General features: G+C 45.1%; 18 protein-coding genes. 10 read left to right on the top strand and 8 right to left on the bottom strand.

Going from position 1 to position 24846, the window contains the following annotated elements:
• Nucleotides 1-177 precede the first annotated feature (177 nt).
• The 4 genes from GCHA_RS10805 (at nucleotide 178) to GCHA_RS10790 (ending at nucleotide 6415) form a co-directional block, all read left to right on the top strand.
• The gene (locus GCHA_RS10805) at nucleotides 178-1098 is read left to right on the top strand and encodes a haloalkane dehalogenase (protein ID WP_007988040.1); all 921 of its coding nucleotides are present in this window, start codon (nucleotides 178-180) and stop codon (nucleotides 1096-1098) included.
• A 14-nt stretch (nucleotides 1099-1112) separates the two neighbouring features.
• Nucleotides 1113-1880, top strand: coding sequence for an SDR family NAD(P)-dependent oxidoreductase (locus GCHA_RS10800; RefSeq protein ID WP_007988038.1), 768 nt, complete (start codon nucleotides 1113-1115; stop codon nucleotides 1878-1880).
• Between the two features lie 78 nt (nucleotides 1881-1958).
• Nucleotides 1959-3608 (top strand): long-chain-fatty-acid--CoA ligase, encoded by a 1650-nt coding sequence (locus tag GCHA_RS10795; protein ID WP_007988035.1) that lies wholly within the window; start codon nucleotides 1959-1961, stop codon nucleotides 3606-3608.
• Nucleotides 3609-3835: 227 nt separating this feature from the next.
• Nucleotides 3836-6415 (top strand): M1 family metallopeptidase, encoded by a 2580-nt coding sequence (locus GCHA_RS10790; RefSeq protein ID WP_007988034.1) that lies wholly within the window; start codon nucleotides 3836-3838, stop codon nucleotides 6413-6415.
• 153 nt (nucleotides 6416-6568) lie between these two features.
• Here the strand turns inward: GCHA_RS10790 and GCHA_RS10785 are convergent, their stop codons facing one another.
• Nucleotides 6569-7945 (bottom strand): NAD-dependent succinate-semialdehyde dehydrogenase, encoded by a 1377-nt coding sequence (locus GCHA_RS10785; protein ID WP_007988030.1) that lies wholly within the window; start codon nucleotides 7943-7945, stop codon nucleotides 6569-6571.
• Between the two features lie 303 nt (nucleotides 7946-8248).
• A complete protein-coding gene (locus tag GCHA_RS10780; RefSeq protein ID WP_007988027.1) occupies nucleotides 8249-9484 on the bottom strand; it encodes a CynX/NimT family MFS transporter in 1236 nt (411 codons plus the stop codon).
• Between the two features lie 288 nt (nucleotides 9485-9772).
• Between GCHA_RS10780 and GCHA_RS10775 the strand changes: the two genes are divergently transcribed.
• Nucleotides 9773-10564: an AraC family transcriptional regulator gene (locus tag GCHA_RS10775; RefSeq protein ID WP_007988023.1), complete on the top strand. Its 792-nt coding sequence runs from the start codon at nucleotides 9773-9775 to the stop codon at nucleotides 10562-10564.
• Between the two features lie 230 nt (nucleotides 10565-10794).
• A complete protein-coding gene (locus tag GCHA_RS10770) occupies nucleotides 10795-11742 on the top strand; it encodes an alpha/beta hydrolase (RefSeq protein ID WP_007988021.1) in 948 nt (315 codons plus the stop codon).
• Between the two features lie 41 nt (nucleotides 11743-11783).
• Here GCHA_RS10770 and GCHA_RS10765 read toward each other — a convergent pair whose 3' ends face one another.
• Both GCHA_RS10765 and GCHA_RS10760 read right to left on the bottom strand, forming a co-directional pair.
• Nucleotides 11784-14150: an exonuclease domain-containing protein gene (locus tag GCHA_RS10765; RefSeq protein WP_007988020.1), complete on the bottom strand. Its 2367-nt coding sequence runs from the start codon at nucleotides 14148-14150 to the stop codon at nucleotides 11784-11786.
• Complete coding sequence (locus GCHA_RS10760; protein ID WP_007988018.1) at nucleotides 14143-14625, bottom strand: CIA30 family protein; 483 nt, start codon at nucleotides 14623-14625, stop codon at nucleotides 14143-14145. The genes GCHA_RS10765 and GCHA_RS10760 overlap by 8 nt, the downstream gene beginning before the upstream one ends.
• A gap of 407 nt (nucleotides 14626-15032) precedes the next feature.
• Here GCHA_RS10760 and GCHA_RS10755 point away from each other — a divergent pair, with 407 nt between their 5' ends.
• On the top strand, nucleotides 15033-16136 hold the full coding sequence (locus tag GCHA_RS10755) for a DUF2891 domain-containing protein (protein ID WP_007988016.1): 1104 nt from the start codon (nucleotides 15033-15035) through the stop codon (nucleotides 16134-16136).
• Between the two features lie 58 nt (nucleotides 16137-16194).
• Here the strand turns inward: GCHA_RS10755 and GCHA_RS10750 are convergent, their stop codons facing one another.
• Both GCHA_RS10750 and GCHA_RS10745 read right to left on the bottom strand, forming a co-directional pair.
• Nucleotides 16195-17178: an HPP family protein gene (locus GCHA_RS10750; protein ID WP_007988014.1), complete on the bottom strand. Its 984-nt coding sequence runs from the start codon at nucleotides 17176-17178 to the stop codon at nucleotides 16195-16197.
• A gap of 251 nt (nucleotides 17179-17429) precedes the next feature.
• Complete coding sequence (locus GCHA_RS10745) at nucleotides 17430-18089, bottom strand: hypothetical protein (RefSeq protein ID WP_013753684.1); 660 nt, start codon at nucleotides 18087-18089, stop codon at nucleotides 17430-17432.
• 324 nt (nucleotides 18090-18413) lie between these two features.
• Between GCHA_RS10745 and GCHA_RS10740 the strand changes: the two genes are divergently transcribed.
• Together GCHA_RS10740 and GCHA_RS10735 are read left to right on the top strand one after the other, a co-directional pair.
• Nucleotides 18414-19379 carry a DUF4862 family protein gene (locus GCHA_RS10740; protein WP_007988009.1) on the top strand — a complete coding sequence of 322 codons (966 nt, stop codon included), beginning with the start codon at nucleotides 18414-18416 and terminating at the stop codon, nucleotides 19377-19379.
• A 94-nt stretch (nucleotides 19380-19473) separates the two neighbouring features.
• Nucleotides 19474-19773 carry a hypothetical protein gene (locus GCHA_RS10735; RefSeq protein ID WP_007988007.1) on the top strand — a complete coding sequence of 100 codons (300 nt, stop codon included), beginning with the start codon at nucleotides 19474-19476 and terminating at the stop codon, nucleotides 19771-19773.
• A gap of 91 nt (nucleotides 19774-19864) precedes the next feature.
• Here the strand turns inward: GCHA_RS10735 and GCHA_RS10730 are convergent, their stop codons facing one another.
• Complete coding sequence (locus tag GCHA_RS10730) at nucleotides 19865-20419, bottom strand: DUF2058 domain-containing protein (RefSeq protein ID WP_007988005.1); 555 nt, start codon at nucleotides 20417-20419, stop codon at nucleotides 19865-19867.
• Between the two features lie 92 nt (nucleotides 20420-20511).
• The gene (gene topA, locus GCHA_RS10725) at nucleotides 20512-23151 is read right to left on the bottom strand and encodes a type I DNA topoisomerase (protein WP_007988003.1); all 2640 of its coding nucleotides are present in this window, start codon (nucleotides 23149-23151) and stop codon (nucleotides 20512-20514) included.
• Between the two features lie 315 nt (nucleotides 23152-23466).
• Here topA and astB point away from each other — a divergent pair, with 315 nt between their 5' ends.
• The gene (astB, locus tag GCHA_RS10720; protein ID WP_007988002.1) at nucleotides 23467-24807 is read left to right on the top strand and encodes an N-succinylarginine dihydrolase; all 1341 of its coding nucleotides are present in this window, start codon (nucleotides 23467-23469) and stop codon (nucleotides 24805-24807) included.
• Nucleotides 24808-24846 lie beyond the last annotated feature (39 nt).

The raw sequence follows: 24846 nt of genomic DNA, 5'->3' as shown, positions 1-24846 counted from the left end.
AATTAGAGCTAATAACGGAGAAAAAATAAACGCCCATATTATTATTCATTAAATTCATACTTCTGCATTAATTTAGGCGAGTTGACTTTTGACGGGCCAAGTGATTTTCTAATACCACGATTACAAATTTAACAATGTGTTTACACGTCGTTATTTAGCCCCTCTAGGAAATGATTGATGCAGTATTTACGTACGCCAGATGCATGCTTTGAAGGTTTAACAGCCTATCCCTTCAAACCAAATTACCTCTTCGTCGATGACTTTGACGGTGGCGAAATGCGTATGCATTACCTTGATGAAGGCAGTAAAGACGGTGAAGTCGTACTTCTGCTGCACGGTGAGCCGTCATGGAGCTTTTTGTATCGAAATATGATCGCCCCCATCACAGATAAAGGCTATCGGGTTATCGTGCCAGACCTTATTGGTTTTGGCCGCTCAGACAAACCGACAAAGCGCAGCGACTATACCTATCAACGGCATCTGGACTGGCTACGCAACATACTTAGTCAGCTATCGTTAGAAAACATTACCTTAGTCTGTCAAGACTGGGGAGGCCTGCTTGGGTTGCGATTAGTGGCAGAGCATTCAGATAAATTTGCACGCGTTCTTGCTGCCAATACCATGTTGCCCACAGGAGATCACGCGCCTGGAGAAGCATTTATGAAATGGCGTACGTTTTCACAAGAGGTAGCAGAATTTCCCGTCGCGGGCATTATTAAAGGCGCCACGGTCACTGAACTGGCACCGAGCGTACTTGAAGGGTATAACGCCCCCTTCCCCAGCGAAGAACATAAAGCAGGTGTGCGCCAATTTCCACTTCTGGTGCCCATTACTACCGACGACCCACAAACCGAAAACAATCGCGCTGCTTGGCAAACCTTAAAACGTTTCAGCAAACCCTTTCTCACTGCCTTTAGCGATAGCGATCCGGTTACCGCAGGGGGCGACAAAATTATGCAAAAGCTCATCCCTGGTACGCAAGGTCAATCACATACCACCATCACCAACGGTGGGCATTTTTTGCAAGAAGATCAACCACAGCAGCTGGCACAAGTGCTACTGCAATTTATTAACGACAACCCAATTTCAACAGATTAAAAGCGAGTATCAACATGGATTCATTATTAGATTTTAGCGGTCAAGTGGCATTAATTACCGGTGCAGGCAGTGGCTTCGGTCGTTTATTGTCAAAAGGCTTAGCTGAGCGTGGTTGTAAGTTGGTGATAAGTGACATCGACCCTAAAGGGCTTGCTGAAACAGTAGCTAATCTTAGCGATTACGCTGACAACGTGATTGCACAGCACTGTGATGTTGCAAAAGAAGCAGACTGCAAAGCTATGGTCGACAGCGCCATGGAAAAATTTGGCCGAGTCGATATAGGGGTAAATAATGCGGGTATCGCGCATAGCATGGCACCTATGCATACGCTTGACGAAGCGACAATGGACAAGCAAATGGATGTGAACGTCAAAGGGGTAATGTTCGGCATGAAGCATCAAATTGAGGTCATGTTAAAGCAAGGTAGCGGTCATATCCTGAATGTAAGTTCACTTGCCGGTTTAGGCGGGGCCCCAAAAGGTGCTGCGTATTCAGCAGCGAAACACGCTGTTATCGGTTTAACCAAAACAGCGGCGATTGAATATGCGCGTAAAGGTATTCGTGCCAATTCAATTTGCCCATTTTATACCCCTACCAATATTTTGAATATCGATGGGCAAATTTCAGAAGAAGGCATTAGTCAACTCGCCGTCGGTTGCCCGATGAAGCGTCTTGCGACACCACAAGAAATTGTCAACGCCATGTTGTTAGTGCTTTCACCTGGCAATACCTATATGACCGGGCAATCCATTGCGCTTGATGGTGGTGTGACCGCCTGGTAATAACGCTAAATTTGGCTATTAATTAATGATTTAAAAGGGGCAATCTAATTGCCCTTTGACGTGAATAAGGAACCGAAAATGCAAGCGCTAATGATGAATTCACAACTGATGATTTCAAATATTTTAAAACATGCAGAGAAGAACTATCCGAACCGTGAAATTGTATCGGTTACCGCTGATAACCCTCGTCACAGGTACACCTATAAAGATTTTGCTGTACGCACCAGGCAGCTAGCTAACGCTCTAGATGCATTAGGCGCGAAGTTTGGTGACCGCATCGGCACTTTAGCGTGGAACGATTACCGCCACCTTGAACTTTACTATGCTATTTCCGGTAGCGGTATGGTGTGTCACACCATCAATCCGAAATTGTTCCCTGAGCAAGTGAATTACATTATTAACCATGCCCAGGACAGATTCATATTTGTTGATGTATTGGTTATGCCATTAATCGAAGCGCTAGCCGAGCATTTGCCTAATGTAGAAACATTCATCGTATTGACCAACAAGGCCAATATGCCACAGACCAAACTTGAAAACATGCTGTGCTATGAAGAACTTATAGCAGATAAATCGACTGAGTTTGAATGGCCAGAATTTGATGAGAATACCGCCAGCGGTATGTGTTACACCTCAGGTACGACGGGCAATCCTAAAGGAGTGGTATACAGCCACAGATCAACCATGTTACATGCGTACGCCGGAGCTCTGCCCGATGTGACAAATTCATCCGGTAGAGAAACCTGTCTGCCTGTTGTGCCTATGTTTCACGTTAATGCTTGGGGATTACCTTTTGGTACCATAATGACAGGCACTAAATTAGTCATGCCTGGTCCGAAGATGGGCGACGGGGAAACCTTACAAAACTTGATTGAGAGTGAAAACGTAAGCTTCAGCTCTGGGGTGCCAACCATCTGGTTAGCGCTGCTTGATTATTTAGATAAAAGCGGGAAAAAAATCACTTCTCTAAGTCGTGTCACGGTTGGCGGCGCAGCATGCCCACGAACCATAATCGAACGCTTTAAACAACAGCATAACACTATGGTATATCAAGGTTGGGGCATGACGGAAACCAGCCCACTAGGCACAATTTTTGGTTTGCAACCCGGCATGGAAGAATACACAGACGAACAAATCACTGATTTACAAACCATGCAAGGTCGCGGTGTGTTTGGCATTGAAATGCGCATAGTGGACGAAGATAACAATGAGTTACCTTGGGATGGCGTGGCATTTGGTGCCTTGAAAGTTCGCGGGCCTTGGGTCATCAGTGGTTACTACGGAATGTCACAAACCCCAGGTGAAGAAGGATGCCCCGTGGACGACAAAGGCTGGTTTGATACAGGAGACGTGGCAACGATTAATCCTGAGGGCTTTATGCAAATTACCGATCGCACCAAAGATGTTATTAAATCCGGTGGTGAATGGGTGAGCTCTATCGACATCGAAAATGCTGCAGTGAGTCACCCTGCTATTGCAGAAGCCGCAGCGATTGGTCGATACCACCCCAAATGGACTGAGCGCCCACTGCTTATCGCAGTTCGAAAAGGCGACACACAAGTAACGAGCGCTGAAATATTGAGCTTCTTAACGGACAAACTGCACAAATGGTCATTGCCTGACGATGTGGTTTTTGTGGATGAACTGCCCCATACCGCAACAGGTAAATTAAACAAGCTAGCCTTGCGTAAAACCTTTGAAGATTACGAATTTCCAGAAGCGGGGTAGCAGCGCATAAAGTGTGCGTAACCCCACTGTAAAAAAGGCTCTATGAGCCTTTTTTCAATTCTGGCCATCCTATTTAGTTCTGTGTTTAACGAAACAAGTGTTAACTTTTTGATCGTTGCAATTCTACCAATTTGACCTAATCTGCACGTCAAACGGATACATCAAGTGCGCGTATCGCGCCAAACTCGATGCATTACGTCAATAACAATTAATAACATGGACTTAATATGACTTTTATTCAACGATGCTTAGGTGCAGCCTTCAGCCTCCTTATAGCCTCACAAGCCATTGCTAATGAAGAGGCCTATCGCCTAGGCGATAACGTAACACCGAGTTTTCAACAAATTTCACTGAAAATAGATCCAAACCAAGCGACGTTTAGCGGTGAAACGACGATCACGATACACATTGAAAACCCTACGGATATTGTGCGTTTTTATCAACGAGATCTAGACGTATATAAAGCCGAGCTTATTGACGGCATGGATCGGTTTGAGCTAACCCTGTCGAGCCATGCCTATGACATTCAACATGCTAAAGCACGAGACATTTTGCCCGCTAAAACCTATCAATTGCATATGGAATTTACCGGTAAGGTTAACACCACCTCAGATGGTATGTACCTTTCAACGTTTGAGGGTAAAAACTATATTTTCACCCAATTTGAAGACATGCACGCCCGTCGTGCGTTTCCTAGCTTTGATGAGCCCAGCTATAAAATCCCCTATCAACTGACAATTACCGCACCATCGGTTAATACTGTTATCTCCAATACACCCGTGGAATCAACCAACACAGAAGATGGCTGGCAAACTGTTGCGTTTAAAAAAACCAAACCGATGCCGAGTTACTTGGTCGCCTTTGCGGTGGGCGAAATGGATTCAGCTGAAATCACTGAATTATCCGTGCCTGGTCGAATATACACGCCCAAAAGCCAAGCCCATCGAACCAAGTTTGCCGTGGCGCAAACACCTAAAATTCTTAGCGCCTTAGAAGATTACTTCGCCACGCCCTACCCCTATGAAAAACTCGATTTTATCGCTGTGCCTAACTTTACTCATGGCGCAATGGAAAACGCGGGCTTAGTGACCTTTCGTAGCAGCCTGCTTTTACTCGATGATGCTCCCCGCTTAACTGAACAAAGCGGTCCAATTAAAACCATAACGCACGAGTTGGCCCACATGTGGTACGGCAATCTCGTCACCATGTCTTGGTGGGATGATCTTTGGTTAAATGAAGCGTTCGCCTCCTGGATGGAAGGCAAAATCACCATGGCCCTTTACCCTGAGCTGAATACCCAAGCCCCGTTGGTTCAAGAAAGCGCATTTGCTGGAGACGCCAGCCCTACAACGAAGGCCGTTAAAAAGGAAGTGCGAAGTCAAACAGATGTTATGGACGGGCTTGGCCTGAACTACAGTAAAGGCGAGTCAATTTTACAGATGGTAGAAGCGTTAGTAGGCGAAGACGCATTTCAAAAAGGTGTTCAGCGTTATATGCAGAAACACGCTTGGGGTAATGCCCAAGCTGAGGACTTGTGGGAGGTATTAGAGAGTGTCGCCGATTTTGATGTACCGGCCATGATGCGAACCTACCTAGAGCAACCCGCCTATCCCTTAGTTAGTTTTGCTGACAATGGCGATATAAGCCAAAGTCGTTACCATTTATCTGGTGCTGAAGTAACAGCACAAACGTGGATTGTGCCCTTGGCAATTACCTATAAAAAGAACGACAAACTCATTCATAGTCAGTTATTTTTAGACAAACGCAAAATGAATCTGCCAGAATTGGCACAGGCCCAGTGGGTTTACCCGAACGATAACGCTATGGGCTACATGCGTTGGCAGATCCCTGCTGAGCAATTACACGCATTGCTTGAAGATACCCAAGTACTTAACGCCAGAGAGAAAAAGTCGCTTTTGTACAATTCAGATGCCTTGCTCAAAGCAGATAAGATCAGCTTAAGCCAACATATGGCCGTACTAGACGCGCTAGCCAAAGAGAGCGACCCTGTCGTAGCCCGTTCTGTAGTAGCTTCATTATCTGACTTAACCTATTTGGTCGATGATGATAACAAAGCACTTTTCGCCGACTTTTTAAACAGTAAGTTAAGTCATTGGTTTGCTAGATTGGGTACAGTCGAAGATAAAAGCGACAGCAATGACGTAAGTCGATTGCGCACCGCGGTATTTGGTTTACTCAGTCGCTACACACAAAACGAAGCAGTGCTTAAAGAAAGTCGCCGTATCACCGAAAAGTTCTTAAAAGACGACACCAGTACAGGCCGAGCTATTGCCGCCAATGCTATGCGCAGTTTGGCGGTGAATGACAGCGAAAACTGGTTTGAAAAATATAAAGCTGCCTATATTGCTAGCAACGATGCTAACACCCAAAGCAGCATACGCTATGGTATGTTATTTTCTAACCCTGTCGTTCTTCAAAAAGTGCTAAATTTGGCACTAAGTGATGCAGTCAGCCCTGCAAACGTACTGGGTTTTATTGCCACGGCAAGTCACGCCAAAGAAAATAAAGATGAGCTGTACCAATGGCTAGATTCAAACATGGAAAAAGTCACCGCTAAAATGCCTGCTTATCACATTGCCCGTATGCCTGAATATGTATCCTCCAGCTGCAGTCAGCACAATATCGATTTAGCGCAAGACTTTTACGCCAAACACAAGGACAAATATGACGGTATGGCCCGCAGCTATGACGTTGCACAAGACGAATCCAGGCAATGCGCTAAGTTAAAACAAGCCAATCAAGGAGCCTTCAATCAATATCTTCAAGGTGCTACGGCTTACTTTTAGTGGTCACGGAAGGATATAAAACACCGCGTTTGAGATTTCCCGCGCTTAAAAACAACGCATTATCAAAAACGGAAAAAGGCAGTCAGAGCATTCTGACTGCCTTTTGTTTTGCTGAGATTAAACAGCAATTAGCTTAGATCTTAGGGCACATACTTACTGAGTGACCATAATCGCTTTCACGTTAACAAACTCTCGCATACCAAAGCCGCCATGTTCTCGACCATAACCACTTTCTTTCACACCACCAAAGGGTAGATTAGGATGCGCTAAACCGTAGCCGTTGATATTGATCATTCCTGTATCAAATACGTCACGGGCAAGTTCAATCGCTTTATCTTCGTTCTTGCTGAATATACCGCCACCAAGGCCATAACGTGAATCGTTGGCAATGCGCATTGCATCTTCATCGTCTTTCGCTTTAATTAAAGATGCTACTGGACCGAATAACTCGTCATCATAAGCGGGCGAGCCAGCGCCGACATTCTCAAGCACGGTAGCGGGATAAAAATAACCTTTACGGTCTGGAACTTCACCACCCATTAAGCACGTTGCACCTGCTTTGAGCGATTCGGTCACTTGGTCATGTAATTTGTCTCGCAAGTCTTCACGCGCCATCGGGCCAATGTCTGTCCCTTCGAGATTTGGGTCATCCATTTTAAGAGCCTTCATGCCTTCAACGAATGCGGTTTTAAATGCTTCATAGTTCTTTTCTGTCACGATGAAACGTTTAGCAGAAACACAGGTTTCACCGTTATTGATTACGCGCCCCGTCACACAGGCTTTGACCGCAACGTCAATATCTGCATCATCAAGAACCACGTAGGCATCGTTACTACCTAGTTCAAGTACCGATATTTTGACGTTTTCTGCTGCAGAAGCACCTACTTTTTTACCGACACCATCACTACCAGTGAAGGATACACCGCGTACTTTTGGATGTTTAATCAGTTCACTCGCCGCTTCACCATCAATCAATAACGATTGATAAGCACCTTTGGGAAAACCTGCTTCTTCGTACATTTCCTGAATTTTAACCGCCATACCAAATACGTTGGCAGCATGTTTAAGCACGGTCACATTACCTGCCATCAGGTTCGATGCACTGTAGCGTATCACTTGATAAAGCGGGAAATTCCAAGGCTGGATCCCTAAAATAACACCGATAGGACGATAACTTACTATCGCTTTGCCGGGTTCGTAATCTCGCTCTTCATCTGCAAGTAAACTGGGCCCTTGTTCAGCGCTATAACGACAAATTCCTGCGCACAGTTCCACTTCTTGGTAACCCTGCTCCTTCACTTTACCCATTTCGTCGACCATTAGGGTGACTATTTCGTCTTTATTGGCTTCGATAACATCGGCCATCTTATTAAGTAATTTGGCACGCTCCTCGGTGCTGGTGAGCTTCCACTGTTGGAATACCTCATCGGCCTGATCAACGGCTTTGTTCGCCTCGTCTGTGGATAATAGCGTGTACTCTTTCAATTGTTCTTCAGTGGTTGGGTTAATCGTTTTCACTGTGTTTGACATAATCTCTCTCCTGTAAATGAATAGTATGTGGAGTCGATTATCAAAGGAGCAATTGCAACGCCAAGATAGGTTTTCATCGGCGCTGCGGTGCGTCAAAAGTCGTTCAGCGCCCGCACGAAAGGGCTTTGCGTAAACGTAAAAAAGTATGTATTGAATTTACCAAGGGGTGAACGCTGACGCACCAAGCCCCCTCGGCGAAGATTTGCAGTAAATGTTACAAGGCGCAATTGTAAAGTCTTTAGGCATTTAGCGTCCTATATAGGATCCCTAGTCCGGGTAAAGCACGAGTTGAAGCTAAGCGAATTAGAAATGCGGCAATACTTTATTGCGCCCGCCCCCTAAGCCCACTACCGCACAACATACACAGGCAATGGCGCACATCCACAAGCTACCTGACCAATCACCAAGTGAAGAATACAGATATCCCGCAAGCATGGGGCCCACGGCTGCTAGTAAGTAACCAAAAGATTGGGCCATGCCCGACAACGAGGCAGCTTGTAAGGCGTTTTGGCTGCGAAAGCTAATAAACGATAAGCCTAAAATAAAGCACCCTCCTGAGCTAAACCCGACGAGTACTGTCCAAATTAGTGCAAACTGCGGCGCATACAATAGCCCTAAAATACTCACAGCGCCTAAAATCGATATCAATACCGCCGGTATACGCTGGTCTTTTAATCTTGCCAAAATAGGTATGAGTACGAACCCAGGAATAGCCGATGAAAACTGTAGCCAACCATGCAGTACGCCAGCGTAAACCTGTGAATACCCCGCAGCAACTAACACATTAGGTAACCAACCAATTAGCACGTAGGTCATGAAGGAATTCAAACCGAGGAAAATTGTGACCTGCCAAGCCAAAGCGAAATGCCATACTTTGCTGAGTTTCGCGGTATGAGGCGCCCCACTCTTATTCGGTTCACCGCCGCCATTATCAGGCATAGTACGAGTAGTTAATCGTGGCAACCACAGCACAATACTCACTAAAGTGATAACAGAGAACAACCCCAGTGCCCCTTGCCAGTTTAGCCCCTTAAGGTTCGCTAGCGGCGTGACCAACGCTGAAAACCCACCAGAGAAAATCCCCATTGCCAGCACATAACATGACGTCATCATGGCGACTCGGGTGGCAAAATCTCGTTTAATCAAACTTGGCAGCAATACATTGCCGATAGCTATCCCCACACCAATAACAGCGGTGGCTATGTATAGCATCCATACAGAATCAATTAGCCGAAGAACAATTCCTGCGCCTATTAATAGCAGCGCAATAAATATCGCTTTTTCAATGCCTATTTTTCGCGCCAATGTGGCCGCCATGGTCGAAGCCACGGCAAATGCGATCAGTGGTAAGGTGGTTAACATGCCCGCTTGGGCATTGCTTAACGTGAAGGTGTGAATAATGCGCTCGAGAATAGGGGCAATGCCAGTGATTGGCGCACGTAAATTCGCGGCGACAAAAAGTATTCCCAATACCAAAACGAAGGTTGATGCAGCTATTTTACTCGGTGCCGACTGCCCTATCCTGCTTACTAACTGCACATTTACTCCCGTTTGACTTTATGGCTTTTAAGCGTTGCGCTGCATTTTTCACTCGCATGCTTTTCTCGATTACTGTCACGTGATTTAACGGCACATGATTTAAAGACAAATCGTGTACTTCAACATGGCGCATGCCAGCACCATGCGATACGCGATATCAGCATGAGCTCAAATGACTCACATCAAACATGTACATAGTGAAAGACGTCGCAAAATTGTGGCTATTATAGAAGCTCTTCAACCCTTATAATTTACAGATAAAGACAACAAATAACTAAATACCGACAAATGAGCTTACTGAACTTTATACAGTGGAATGATCTACAGCATTTCGAAACTATGCCTCAACCCGTGGTTGCACGTATTGAGAAAGTCAATGATAGCCACGAACTGCCCCTACATACCCACCCTAAAGGGCAGCTTATTCTTGCGCTGCATGGCTATGTTACATGTGAAGTTGCAGGCAAAATGTGGATGGTGCCAACTCACAGCGCGATTTGGATCCCAGCTCATGTGAGCCATAGTAATCGCGCTTCTGATCATGCAGAGCTTTGCCACGTGTTTATTCAAGCTAGCGAACTGCGCATGCCAAATAAAACCTGCACGCTTGCAATAAGCTCTTTGGCCAAAGCGTTAATCTGTCATTTTGCCTCACTGGATCAGCATTACCCTAGCTATGGCGAAACCAGTCGAATGGCCCAAGTATTAATCGATGTTGTCAGCGGCTTGCCAAAGCAACCCATGGCGTTGCCCTTATCAACGCACCCCACCATGGCTAAGCTAGCGCAACAACTTTTGGCCTACCCAGAAGACCGAAAAACACTTGCCCAATGGGCGAGTTATTTAGCCATGACCGAACGTACCCTTGCGCGACTAATAAAACGAGAAACCGGCATGAGCTTTGGTCACTGGCGAGCGCAGTTACATGTGATCATCGCCGTACAAAAACTCAGCAGTAACATGCCAGTGCAACGGGTTTCTGAGTATCTTGGCTACAGTTCAGTAAGCGCTTTTATAACCATGTTTAAAAATCTACTCGGCGAATCACCAAAGCGCTATGTAAAGCAACGGCTTGAGTGATTCTAGTTGCTGTAAATGAAATAGGTTTGCCCTTTTGTGTCGTCGCATTTACCAATCGGCAATGTTAATCAATGCATACGTATGGATCACATTTAATCGCTGATGCTTGCTATAGTCCTAGCGAGTCTTTTTGCGCGGTGCTTATACTGCCCTAGGACGCGAGCTATCTCGCTTTAACGCCCTTTTATAAGCACCGAGCGACATGCTGTTATTACTTACAGGTACCTACAATGCGTAAAATATTGCTGTTCTCATTGAACTTAACACTGATGTTCACTCTGTATGCCGGCGCTAGCACAGCAAGTGAAGTCACACGTGGTAATTTAGTCACTATCAGTGATTTTGATTCCAACTATGTTGCCTCTAGAAATGTCCATATCTGGTTACCTGAACAATATGCACAAACTACTAAGCAGGGTGAAAAGTTCGCAGTGCTTTATATGCACGATGGGCAAATGTTGTTCGATCGCTCTTCAACGTGGAACGGACAGGCATGGGGCGTAGATGAAGTCGCTTCTGACCTACTGGACAAATCAAAGCTTAGGCCGTTTATTGTTGTAGGTATCGACAACGGCGGTGCAACCCTCAGACATGCAGAATATTTCCCACAAAAACCGTTTGAAAGCTTGGGCAGTAACAAGCAAAAAGCGCTGTATCAAGGGACCCATAGCGGCGCTCAATCCTTGTTTGCAGGCAATAAAGTGCAATCGGACGAGTACTTAAAGTTCATAGTCAACGAGCTAAAACCCTACATAGATAAAACGTACAAAGTGCATACTGACCCCGAAAACACCTTTGTAATGGGCTCAAGTATGGGGGGACTAATATCGCTGTACGCGATCAGTGAATACCCCGAGGTTTTTGGTGCTGCAGCTTGCCTTTCAACTCACTGGCCTGGTGATTTTGATTCTAAGGATGACCTTATTCCACGCGCGTTTTTTAGCTATATGAGGGCGCACCTACCGACGGCCAACAACCACCGAATCTATTTTGATCACGGCACTGCCACATTAGATGCTAGATACCCAGCATTACAAAAACGTGCTGACGCAATTATGCTCGAAAAAGGCTATGACACTAACAATTGGCAAACCCTCGCCTTTGAAGGTGCCGCGCATACAGAAGATGCGTGGAATGCCCGTTTGCACATTCCTCTCATTTTTTTATTTGGACAGTAAACTTGGTCAACAAAGACAGAAGAAAAGAAGCACTATGGCTATCAGGCATGGCGTTTCTTTTCGTTGACCATAATCAGTAACTCTGCGGCCGCTTGCGCATCACATAGTGCTCTGTGGTGGTTATCAAGAGATAAGCCATATTCTTTGGTTAAATTACCTAACGAATAAGACTTTGAGCCTGGGTAATACTTGCGCATTTCACGCACCGTACACAGCTTTGGCATTGAGAATGAGCGCTCTAAACGGGCGTACTCTAACTTAAAAAAGCCGTAGTCAAAATTCACATTATGAGCAACAAAAATGCAGTCCTGCATAAAGCATTCTAAATCATCTATCACTTCGCAAAACAACGGCGCATCTTCAACCATGTCGTTGCTTATCCCCGTTAGGCGGGTAATAAAATGGGGTACACGCCGCTCAGGGTTGATAAGGCTACTCCAGCTGTCGACTACCCTACCGTTTATCACTTTAACGGCACCAATCTCTGTAATGCGGTGGCCTGGCTTACAACCTCCTGTGGTTTCAACATCAACCACAACATAAGGTTGCTGAGGGTTATAGCGCCATTCAACTTGGCACACACCTACGTTAAAGCCGGCATTTTGTAACGCATCAATGCTGACCAATTGATTGGCCCGCAACTGGTCCCCAGGCGCTTTAACTTCTTCAAAGCGCAGCTGCTGATATTCGATAACCATTAAATCCGGGTAACCGTCTTTCAGCCCTTGGTAATTTTTTGCCATCGCCCTTAGATGACTTGCGACGCACTGCCCATCAACATGTTGTAGAAACACGCCTATGATTTCGAGCATCTTGCTGTGCCAGCGAAAAATGCCATTGGGCTGTCCATAATGGCGACTGGCCACTTGGGTGATATAACCCATCGCATGGCTGGTAGTAGCATGAGGGTGATGTTGCGTAAAAAGTGCCAAGCGCGCCTCTACCTGCTCTTCGAGTTCTTGATACAAGCTATTTTCTTTAATCAGGCGCGGGGTTCGATCAAACTCAGAGCCTGTGGCACGTTGCGCCTCATTAAACAATTCATGCCAGAACGTTAAACCAAATAGCGCTCTGAATAAGCGATTTTCGGTTCGATAAACCTGCGTATGTGAAACCCGTGTATGCTCAACGCTTTGCTGGCCGTTTTGTAGCTCTTGTGCATTTTGAAGAGGTTGCTCTTTACGCTCGCTTATAAATTCACTTTGATAATCGGCGTTTTTTTCGCCCAATGCGCACTTTTCATCAGGCAAACTTAGTGTTTCGTAATAACGTTTTACGCCTAACTCCACACGATCTTTATACACTTCATCAATGTACAGCTTTGTGCTGTGCTCACGAAGGCGCTGGGTTCGAACACTTAATTTCGCTTGATTGAATTTCCGCTGGTAAAAATCAAATGCGAATAAACTCAGCTCATCGTCTTTTGGCGATTCGAGTATCGCTTCAAGAGCAGACTTGGCTTGCGCTTTATCAAGTTTATAGGTTTCTCTTATCAAGCGCTCTTGGGCTTTTTGGTGTGACGATAATCGCCAAAATGCCAGCGCTTGCGTTTTTGCACTGTCATTATCAAGCGCAAATAAGGCGCAGCCTATTTCGTACCAAAAATGTGCTGCGTATTCATTGGCTATAATCCCAACGGGGCTTTGTTGTACGGCTTGATTTTGCGCTAATACAAGCAGCTCTTGCTCACTGATTGTTGCCAGCTGCTGTTGTAATTGGGCAAAATAAAAAGCACTTTGAGCTTGTTCAATGTCATCAAACCGCGGCCCTTGCTGTTTCGATTTACTGCGTGTTTTAAGTACGCCTAAATCTCGCATCGAAAATTTATCAAGGGCACTTTTAAGATTACCGAAAAATAAAAACAGCAGATATTGCCATTCATTAACAAAGGTTTTCACTTTAATGTCATCACACACCTCATGCTGAATAACAGCACTGGGGGTAAGCGCTTTGGCTAATCTTAATAGTTCAGCTTTAGGGGCACTTTTTTTAAACAACACATTCTGAGCACATAACAATTCAACTAGTTGCGCCTTATTCAGTGTACCTAACAGTAGGCTGACGTCGCTTTTTTCAACGTGTCGCAATGCCCCTATTTCTAACAAGGCATCCAATTGCTTTTGGCAGTTTTCAATTTCCTCATACGCTAACATCTTGCTACAAGCGATAAACGGCCCTTTGCGATTCACTGCACGTACAAACATGCACTGAGTGTTGTGCTGAAGTTGCTTAAATCTTTGGATAAACTCGATATGAGGCGACGATAGAAGTGACGCACAATGCACTTCAGTGTAGGTAATGAACTCATTGAAATGATCAAGGTAGTATTTTTCCGGTAGCACTAACACTGAATTGGCTGGTTTTACCGAGGGAGTCACATCTTGAGAAACCTTATTTATATCATTCATCTAAGGTAATACTGTCAATCAACAAACAAAAATCCCCTTGTTGGCGATCGCCTATTAAAAAACCGAGTTGTTTTACGTCCTGCCAATTCAGCATGGGGGCATCTGCTACTTTTTTACCGCGCAAGGTCGCTTTGAATTCGCTCAGTTTAAAACGGAAGGTTTGCCAAACATTAGCTTGAGTAGTAAAGCCAACGCCATAAGAAGGCACACCTTTTTCTAAACTGGGTTTTAAGCGTAATTGATAGCGTTTGCCATCACCCATAACTCGAATTGATAACTCTGCGTCATGGGTGACATTTACTGCAAAAACCCGTCTGGTCACTGATGCAAAGCCACCGTTATTTTCTAAAGAAACATGACCACTAAACACGGCGAGTTTGTCCACATGGGATAATTGAGACTTTGATATGCCACCCATAACGCCGTCGTTTACCGATTTCCAGCTATCGCTTTCATTAATTTTAAAAAGATTCATAGATGACACGCTCATTATCGAATGGTCAGCGCCTATTTTGATAGGTCGATGTTACATACAGTGGTTTATACAGTATTTTAACCAGTTTTATGATTATGACGCAAGTCGTGATGACAGATAGATTGATACTCACCAGTGAACATCAATGTATGCCTCAGTCAGAACGTTACACAGTTAGTACCTTACACAGTTAGTACATTACACAAGCTATACGTTGCGGGGCGGCTGGCGGTTCAGTGCCAAAAAGCACTAAGTAAACACAAAGGGTTATGCGTTGGTGTATTTGCACCTTTGCTCGTTGGAGTTTCCTCACTTTTATCCGCCCTTAGCAGCCGCTTTTGACACGTTGCATCGCCATGACAGAGCGAGTATTCTGCGCTCAACCACTAAAGAGATATAAGATTACGATGAAAATCAAAGCAATAAGTTTATCTATTGCCATGTATTGTGGCATTGCCTTCGCGGCACAAAATGATCAGTTACCAACGCCCTCACAAACCCAAGTAACCGAGCGATTCGCAGAGCTCGCCCTTGAGTGTGTGCACAAAGAATATCCGAACATCATCAAACATATGATGACAGGCGATGAGGACGTGAAAACGCCTAAAGAACTCTACCCCGCTTTTTACGGTTGTTTTGACTGGCACTCTTCTGTACACGGGCATTGGTTGCTCACTCGTATCGCCAGCCAACATCCTGATTCCGCGCATTACAAGGCGATAATGGCAAGTTTAGGGCAAAGCTTTAGCCAAGCGAATATCCAAGGTGAATTAGCCTATTTCAACCGCGAAGGCACTGGCACCAGTTTCGAGCGCCCTTACGGCTTAGCTTGGTTTTTACAACTCACCAGCGAATTGCGTGAATGGGACAACCCCCAAGCTAAAAAGTGGTTAGCAACACTGATGCCGTTGGAAAATAAAATCGTTGCCAACTTAACCGACTGGTTGCCCAAGTTGTCATTTCCCATTCGTGTGGGAGAGCACAGTCAAACCGCATTTGCTTTCGGCCTAATGTTAGATTGGAGTAAAACAGCGAACAATACTGCTTTTAATCAGCTACTTAAGAGCACCGTTACGCGTTTGTATGCTAACGACGTAAACTGCCCCCTCGCTTACGAGCCATCAGGGCAAGACTTTTTATCACCCTGTATTGCCGAAGCAGACTTGATGCGCCGTGTTTTTCCGAATGCCGAATACAGTAAATGGTTGAGCGCGTTCTTGCCGTCGATCCCAACAGATGGAAACGGCAATTGGTTGAGCGTGGCCACGGTTGTCGATAAAAGCGATGGCAAACTGGCCCACTTGGACGGGCTTAATTTAAGCAGAGCATGGATGTTAGAAGGCATTGCCTCAGCGCTGCCAGAAGATGACAAAAGATTAGCGGCGATAAACAGTGCGGCGAAAAAGCATCACCAAGCAGGCATCAATTCTGTGATACACGACATGCATTACATGGGCAGTCACTGGTTAGGAAGTTTTGCTACCTACCTAACCACAGAACGCGGCTTGTAATACACTCGCAGGCTTTGACTGCAAAGACAGCTAAACGCGGATGTTCATGCATCAGCGTTTACGCTTTTTGCTCTTCAACCTTGACCCATTGCTGATTATGTTTTTCGACTTCAAAGCGCGCCCATTTATGAAACTCACTGCGTAAACACATATGGGTTTCGTAGCCACCATCACCCGCTAGTACCTTATAGATCACCCTGTCTTTGCTAGCATGGGTATTTTGGGGCGAGGCATCAACCACTTGTCGAATGCTCCACAGTCGGCCTAGCTTACCATTGCTGTATATCCGCCCTGCAATAATGCTTTGGGGGTGAGTGATGTTTTTTTCCGCGTGCTTTTTAGCCAGTTCGAGTAAATCTGTTAAACCATCTGGGGTAATATCTACGTAAGAATCCAGCTCTTGCATAGCCGCAGCAAAATCTTCTTGGGTCAACTCATGTTCGCGCTCATTGGACGGCGCTCCAATCGCTCTTTTTAACTTATGAGCCAGGTACACCGGATAACGACGCCAGTTAAAAAAACCGTTAAAAATGATAGCGATGGCCATGATAACCAGGATATTTATGCCTAAAGGCAACCACAAAAATTGGTAACCTAGCGCATCAATATCGGCGCCGCCTACCACGATCGTCAGTGCTGTAGCGCCGCCAGGTGGGTGGATACAACGCAAGTAATACATCACACCGATTGAGCCACCAACGGCAAACGCTGCAACCCAAGGCCCATGGCCTAAATATTTCACACTGGTAATGGCTAACACAGCCGAGATTAAGTGCCCGCCAATAACGGCCCATGGCTGAGACAACGCTCCGTGAGGCACGGCAAATAAAAGCACGGCACTGGCCCCCATTGAGGCGATAATCATGATACTGCTCTGCATGGTTAACAACTGCGCCTGCACCAAAAAATGCATCACCCACATGATCCCTGCGATACCCAGCCCGCCGCCCACGGCTGATATTATTTTTTCATTGTGACTTGTGGTATTGGCTGAAACACCGAGCAACTGCTTGAGCTCGTAAAAAAATGATTGTAGGCGCATGAAAACCAAAACGTGAAAATACAAAGGCGGGATTCTAATTTATTAGCCTAGATTAAGACAACACATTGGCTAGAACGGCTAAATGTATGTTAGCTATTAAAAGCATACTTTACTTTGTGACCTGCTTATAAAACGGCAAATAACAGAACATTACACTGCAAAGGCGGCAAACAGCGGCCGCTCAACACTCAGAGCATTTAACCAGAGATGTCAACATAGCGACCACGCGAAGCCTACATTGACCAATAACATTAATCCTCTTCTGACACTAAACCTAAGGTTGTCTTCACTTGCTCAAACAAACCTTCTGACTCACCTCGAGACGCAATAGAGAGCCCAGCGTCAGATAAATAAAAACTGTCCAATGAAAACAAATACTCACGACTTTGCGTCAGGTAAGTTACAACGTCATCTTCATGCACATCCGCTGCTTGCAATTCTTTTGCATACTCTTGGGACTGCCCCAACTCATAGAACTCAGATAAAGCGTTCAAATCATCGAGTTTACTTTGCAGTTTCGGGTTTCTATCTAGGTATTGCTGTAGCTGAGCTAAGCCCTTGTGCTCAGGGTCATGTTCACTGCTAACAACCCAAGCACCATCCTCTTGAGCGAGCTTAACATCAAAGGTAAGGCCTAGGTCTTTTGCCAAATCCGTTAAGTCTTCAGTGACTCCGCGCATGTTAAAGCTCAGCATGTTGTCCAGGGTTTGCAGGTTTATGCCGTTTTCACCGGACTTTAAACGCTCTAGTGCATCGTCAACATTTCCGGTTGCTAAATTATTTTCCACCTCTGCCAGCCCAGCATAAATATTGTTTTTTTGTGCATCCACCACGCTTTGCAAAGCTGCATCGGCATCACTAGTGTTGTTGAGGTAGTCAAATAATGAGGTCTTTGATGGTTGAATTTGCATCGCGTTAATTCCTTGTATGGGCACAGTGAAGACCAATAAATCAGCTTGGCTAAACACGCTTACTGCACACTCATATACAGCCGTTTAAAGATATAGAGCATATCTAAGCAAACCGTAAGCCAACTGCATACTCGTGTTCAAAATGCATGGTAAACGACAGTTGCGCAGTGCATTAGTGTTTGTAGGGCCATCAAATCAAACAGACTAAACTAGCTCAAAGTTTTTACACTTTTAACGCTTGTAAAGCTATTCGCAAGCTTCTAGCTTCGTGCTAAAGTCATCTATAAATGACTGTTTAACTTCACTTTTCAAAAAGGAATTCACATGAATTATTTTGTCGGCTCCTACGCCACATCCCCAGCATGGGAGCATTGGGATGCTGAAGCTGAGCACGCGTATTTCGCACAGTTAAAAACCTTTAAAAATATACAAGGTTTAGAGCATCCTTTTACTGGTACGCTGCACCCCCATGACGATGATTGGTTTATCACTAATGTCAGCCCTGACTGGAAATTTGTGTTCACCTGCGTGCCTGGCACTATGGGGGCATTAGACAAAAACCCCCACTTTGGTATTGCTTCAGATGATGAAGACGGCCGCCAAGCCGCAATCGCTTTTATGCGAAAAGCGTGCGATGCCATTGGTAAGCTCAATCAAGGGCTTGGGCGAAAAGCAGTAAAAGCCATCGAAATACAGACCGCACCAAATAGAAGTAAAGCCAGTGGCTCTGCCAAATCATTGCAAGCGTCTTTAGAAACAATGCTCAGTTGGGATTGGCACGGCGCGGATATCGTTATTGAACATTGTGATGCCTTTACGCCTGATCACGCCCCCGCCAAAGGTTTTTTATCTTTGGAGGATGAAATAAATGTGGTTAATGCCCTTAATGCTTCCCATCAAGCAAATCTGGGCATACTGATCAATTGGGGCCGCTCAGCAATTGAAACCATGAGCACAGATGGCGTATTAGCCCACATCGAAAAGGTAAAAGCCCAAGGCCTGCTTAAGGGGCTTATGTTCTCTGGGGTGACGGATCAAGAATCGCCGTATGGCATTTGGAAAGACACCCACATGCCCGCAGCGAAAAATCCAAGCGTGGATTTTGGCGCAGAGCATTCACTACTGACAGAACAGGAAATTCACCGCTCATTGGCCGCCTGTAGCAATGCATTAACGGAAGACTCAATTGTCGGTATTAAACTGGGCGTTCGCCCTAAAGATGCTGATCTTGATACTCGGGTAGGTTATAACCAATCGGCGCTAGCAATGATTGAGCGCTTTTTTAAATAATTTATGTGGAGTTTCATTTACCGGTTTTGAGATACCAGCGAGCGGTATATCAACTCGTTAAAACAACGATAAGACGATAACGTAAAGGTGATTCATGGAAGAAATAGAGGTGACCTGGTGGCGCGCAGCAAGAATTTGGTGGAGCTGGGCGTGGCGCGCATTACTTTGGACTATCCCCACTGCTGTGCTGCTTGGTTTTGCTATTGGCTTTACGCTGGCCGCCTTAGGATTATCAGTAGAGCCGTTTACCCCGTACATTCAAACCACTGGGGCCGGCATAGGCATATTTTTTGGTATTTTGGCCATGAAAAAAATTATGGGCAAACAATTTAATGGTTTTCGGATCGTCGTTGTTAAAACCGCAGATAATGAAAACTCTCAAATTGAAGTTTAAACACTGAAATAAGATAAACGCTGGCAGTGATATGCTAGCGTTTATTTACTCAGTACGATGTGATGCTATTCATCAACCGGTTAATGCTACGCTACCAACTCAAATCATCTGGAATTTCGTAGTCTGCATACCAGTCTTCATCTTCGCTGTTTTTGGCTTTTTCTTCTGGCAGAATATCGGCGCGGTATAACACATAACTTTCGTCACGTTCGGCGATTTTGTCCGCCACCGGCATAGGAATAAGCTCATAAGCCTCGTTTAACTTAACAATCGCCAGTTGGCCTTGAGTTATTTGAGTATGGATATTTTTATCCACATATATACGTTTAATTACGTTGTTATCACTGAAGTTACACGCAATATCGCCCACTTTACGCGACTGCTTGTTCACATTAATCATTTGCACAATTTGCGCCTGAACAGCTTTTTTCTCAGCCTCTGCTTTAGCCTGTTGGTTTAATTCTCTATCACGGGCTTTCTTCTGCTCTGCGGCCTTTTCAGCGGCAAGCTTACTTTCATTCGTTTGTTGAATGTTATGGTTCTTTTTTTCTTTTGCTTGTTTGTGTTTTTGCTGGCGTACCTGCTTCGCTTTTTTCTTATCGGCGAGGCCTGCTTGCAAAAGTTGTTCTTGGAGTGACAATGCCATACTCGTGCCTATAGGTTGTAAAATGCATAAAGCCGGTAAGGATAAGTTACCGGCTTTTTATTATAAAGAATCAGTGTTGGGATCCAAAAGCGCTATTTTGCTTTTTTACGCTTGTCTTCCACTGTCCATTTGTTATCTGTGTACCAAGCAGACCAGCCTGTGGCTTTGCCTTCTTCGTTTTCACTCATCACATATTGTTGTTTTGTTTTACGACTGTAGCGGACCAAAGTGTCATTTCCGTCAGGATCTTTCGCCGGCGCATCTGCTAGGTAATAAAACTTAGGTGAAATACGATCTCTAAAACGAGCCAGCTCAGCTACGAGTGGAGCACGGGTTTCCCGAGATTTAGGGAAATTATGTGCCGCCATGAAAATACCTGACGCGCCATCACGTAGCACAAAATGCGCATCTGACTTGGTACACTCAAGCTCGGGTAAATCCACCGGGTCTTCTTTAGGCGGCGCAGCTTCACCGTTTCTAAGTAACTTACGGGTATTCTTACACTCTTCATTCGTACAGCCAAAATACTTACCAAAGCGACCGTTTTTGAGCTCCATGTTTGAACCACATTTATCACATTCGATAATCGGTCCATCGTAGCCTTTAATTTTAAAGGTACCCATTTCAACTTCAATACCCGGGCAGGTAGGCGTATTACCACACACATGTAACTTGCGCGTTTCATCTACCAAGTAGCTATCCATGGCAGTAGAACAAATCGGACAACGACGCTTCGATCTGAGTAACTCAGTTTCGAGCTCTTCTTCGTCGTCTACCTTGATGACTTCGTCACCTGAGGTAAGGTTCATGGTGCCAGTACAACGCTCTTTTGGTGGTAAGTTGTAGCCAGAACAGCCTAAAAACACCCCTGTACTTGCGGTGCGCACATTCATCGGGCGACCGCATTTAGGACATTCAATATCCGTGGGTACAGCCTGATTTAAGCGCATGCCGCCATCGTCTGGATCTTTTTCCGCTAGGTGCAGCTTCTTCTCGAAATCGCCGTAAAAATCATTTAATACGTCTTTCCATGACACTTTACCATTGGCAATTTCATCTAACTCTTGTTCCATCTTGGCAGTGAAATCAAAACTCAGCAGATTGTCGAAGTTCTCGAGCAATCTGTCGTTAACGATCTCACCCATTTTTTCAGCGTAAAAACGCTTACTTTCAAGGCGCACATAACCGCGATCTTGAATCGTCGAGATGATACTGGCGTAGGTAGATGGACGACCAATCCCCCGCTTTTCCAATTCTTTTACCAAAGAGGCTTCATTGAATCGTGCCACTGGTTTAGTGAAATGCTGTTTGGGGTCAAGCTGTTTAAGACTCAGGCTTTCCCCCTCTTTCACGTCAGGCAACAAGAAATCTTCTTCGCCTTTTTTGCGCTGAGGGTTTTGTACTTTTGTCCAACCATCAAACTTCAACACACGCCCTTTCGCGGTTAATTCATAACCATTAGCAGATACACGGATAGTACTTGCATCATATTTAGCAGGCGTCATTTGACAGGCAACGAATTGACGCCAAATAAGCTCATACAAGCGCTGTGCATCACGTTCCATTTCAGATAATGATTCAGACTTGAGCAATACATTCGACGGGCGAATCGCTTCGTGAGCTTCTTGGGCGCCCTCTTTACTGCCGTACTTCAAGGCATTTTCTGGTAAATATTTAGCACCAAAATTATCGTCAATGTAATCACGACACGCATCAACCGCTTCTTTGCTTAAATTGGTTGAATCGGTACGCATGTACGTAATGTGGCCAGCTTCATATAAGCGCTGGGCCATCATCATGGTTTTCTTTACACCAAACCCTAAACGTGTGCTGGCAGCTTGCTGCAACGTCGAGGTGATAAAGGGGGCTGACGGGCGAGACTGCGTTGGCTTAGAATCACGGCTAATAACCTTATATTCAGCCCCTTCTAAGTCAGCTAACGCAGTATCCGTTTGCTTCTTGTTGGTTGGTTTGAAGGCCTTGTCATTGTATTTAGCCACCTGCATGCGCAGGTCACTGTCTTTCGCCGTTAATAGATTGGCATGAACGTCCCAAAACTCTTCTGGTACGAAGGCTTTAATTTCACGCTCACGCTCGACCACAAGGCGTACCGCAACCGATTGAACACGGCCAGCTGATAATCCTCGGGCGACCTTTTTCCATAAAAGCGGCGACACCATAAAACCAACAATTCGGTCAAGAAAGCGACGTGCCTGTTGGGCATTAACGCGCTCGACATTGACTTTTCCGGGTTCAGAGAAGGCTTCTTGAATGGCGTTTTTGGTGATTTCGTTAAACACCACGCGTTGATAATCCTTGCTAGGATCGCCAATCAATTCTTGTAGATGCCATGCGATGGCTTCCCCTTCTCTATCCAAATCCGTCGCGAGATAGATAGTGTCAGCATTTTTTGCTAACTTTTTAAGTTCGTTAACGACTTTTTCTTTGCCGTTTAATACTTCGTAATGGGCTGCCCAATCGTCTTTTGGATCGACTCCCATACGGTCGACTAATTTACGATATTCATGTTCACGTAAATAAGATTCACGCTTATTTTCGGATAATAACTTCAGCTCTTTTGCTGGTTTTTTAGGCGGAACTTTGCCTAACGCTTTGGTTGGAAGGTCTCGAACGTGGCCTACACTAGATTTAACAATAAAATCTTTCCCGAGATATTTATTAATTGTTTTCGCCTTTGCCGGTGATTCGACAATGACCAGAGACTTTGCCATATAATTAGTCTTAACCTTTGTATTTATTAGGGTTTTTAGATGAACCGTAGAAGAATTGCTCGTTCACCGCTATAAAATGCTTTTTAACATATATCGACAAAGTGAATAGAAAACAAGTTCTTCTTCATACTTATCCGATAATCGTCATACCCAAGCCCAGTTCACTGTTCAAATTTCAACCACCTCGATTGGCAGCGACTTTAAAACCAGTATAATGCCGTCCATGACACACCTAGATGAAGATGGATTGGTCATTTTCAAGGTCAACTTTTTCGCTTTTGTTATAGCGAATACGAATGCGCACATGAGGATAAAATGAAGCAGTTTGAAGTGAATTTTGACGGACTCGTTGGGCCGACCCACAATTATGCGGGTTTATCATACGGTAATGTTGCCTCGTTAAATAATGCGAGTGCCGAGAGCAGCCCTAAACAAGCCGCTAAGCAGGGCTTAAAGAAAATGAAAGCCCTGGCTGACCTTGGCATGATTCAGGGCGTGTTGGCGCCTCAAGCGCGTCCTGACGTGGATGCGCTACGTCGGTTAGGCTTTTCTGGCTCAGATGCCAACGTCTTGCAGCAAGCTGCCAAGCAAGCGCCGGCGATTTTTCAAGCCTGTTGCTCAGCATCAAGTATGTGGACAGCAAACGCTGCTACTGTCTCACCCAGTGCAGATACAGCAGATGGCACAGTGCATTTCACCCCCGCCAACTTGACCAACAAATACCACCGCTCACTAGAGCCTCAGGTCACGGGCAATATTCTTAAGGCCACGTTTGCCAATCCAAGCCATTTTAGCCATCACACGCACTTGCCAGACAATGAACATTTTGGTGATGAAGGGGCAGCGAACCATACGCGCTTATGTCGTGAGTATGGCGAAAAAGGGGTAGAGCTATTCGTGTACGGCCGTTATGCCTTCGATAAAAGCAAGCCTGCGCCGGTTAAATTCCCAGCTCGTCAAACCCTTGAAGCTAGCCAAGCTGTTGCACGCTTACACGGGTTAAGCGACGAAAACGTGGTCTTTATTCAACAAAACCCAGACCTAATTGATCAAGGGGTATTTCACAATGACGTTATCTCTGTAGGCAATCAAAATGTGTTGTTTTATCACGAGCAAGCATTCTTAGATACGGACAAAGCGTTTGCTGAAATTAAGCACAAATACGGTGCCGGTGAGTTACATTTTATTAAGGTAACAACAGAGCAAGTAAGTGTACAAGACGCGATAAAAAGTTACTTATTTAACACCCAATTAATCACGCTTGCCAATGGTGAGATGGCTATTATCGCCCCCACTGACTGTGAAGAAAACCCAGCAGTTTCAGCTTATTTAAATGAACTGGTCACTTTAAATACCCCGATAAAACACATTCGTTACCATGATGTGAAGCAAAGTATGCGAAATGGCGGCGGGCCTGCCTGTCTGAGGTTACGCGTAGCTATGAATGAGACTGAATTAGCAGCTGTTAATCAAAGTACTATGATGAACGACGCCCAATTTGAACGTTTGAATAACTGGGTAGACAAACATTATCGAGACCGACTGTCTGTTGATGATTTACGTGACGTGGCACTGCTTAATGAATCGCGTACCGCCCTTGACGAATTAACTCAGTTGTTGAAACTCGGCTCGGTGTATCCGTTCCAAAAAGTATAAAGCAGTATTGTGGCTGGCATTTTTGAGCCTCATTCAGTG

Origin of the sequence: Paraglaciecola chathamensis S18K6 (assembly GCA_000314955.1) — a bacterium.
GTDB classification, from domain to species: Bacteria; Pseudomonadota; Gammaproteobacteria; order Enterobacterales; family Alteromonadaceae; genus Paraglaciecola; species Paraglaciecola chathamensis.
Note: the sequence above shows the minus strand (reverse complement) of the source record. Positions and strands in the feature narration are given on the sequence as shown.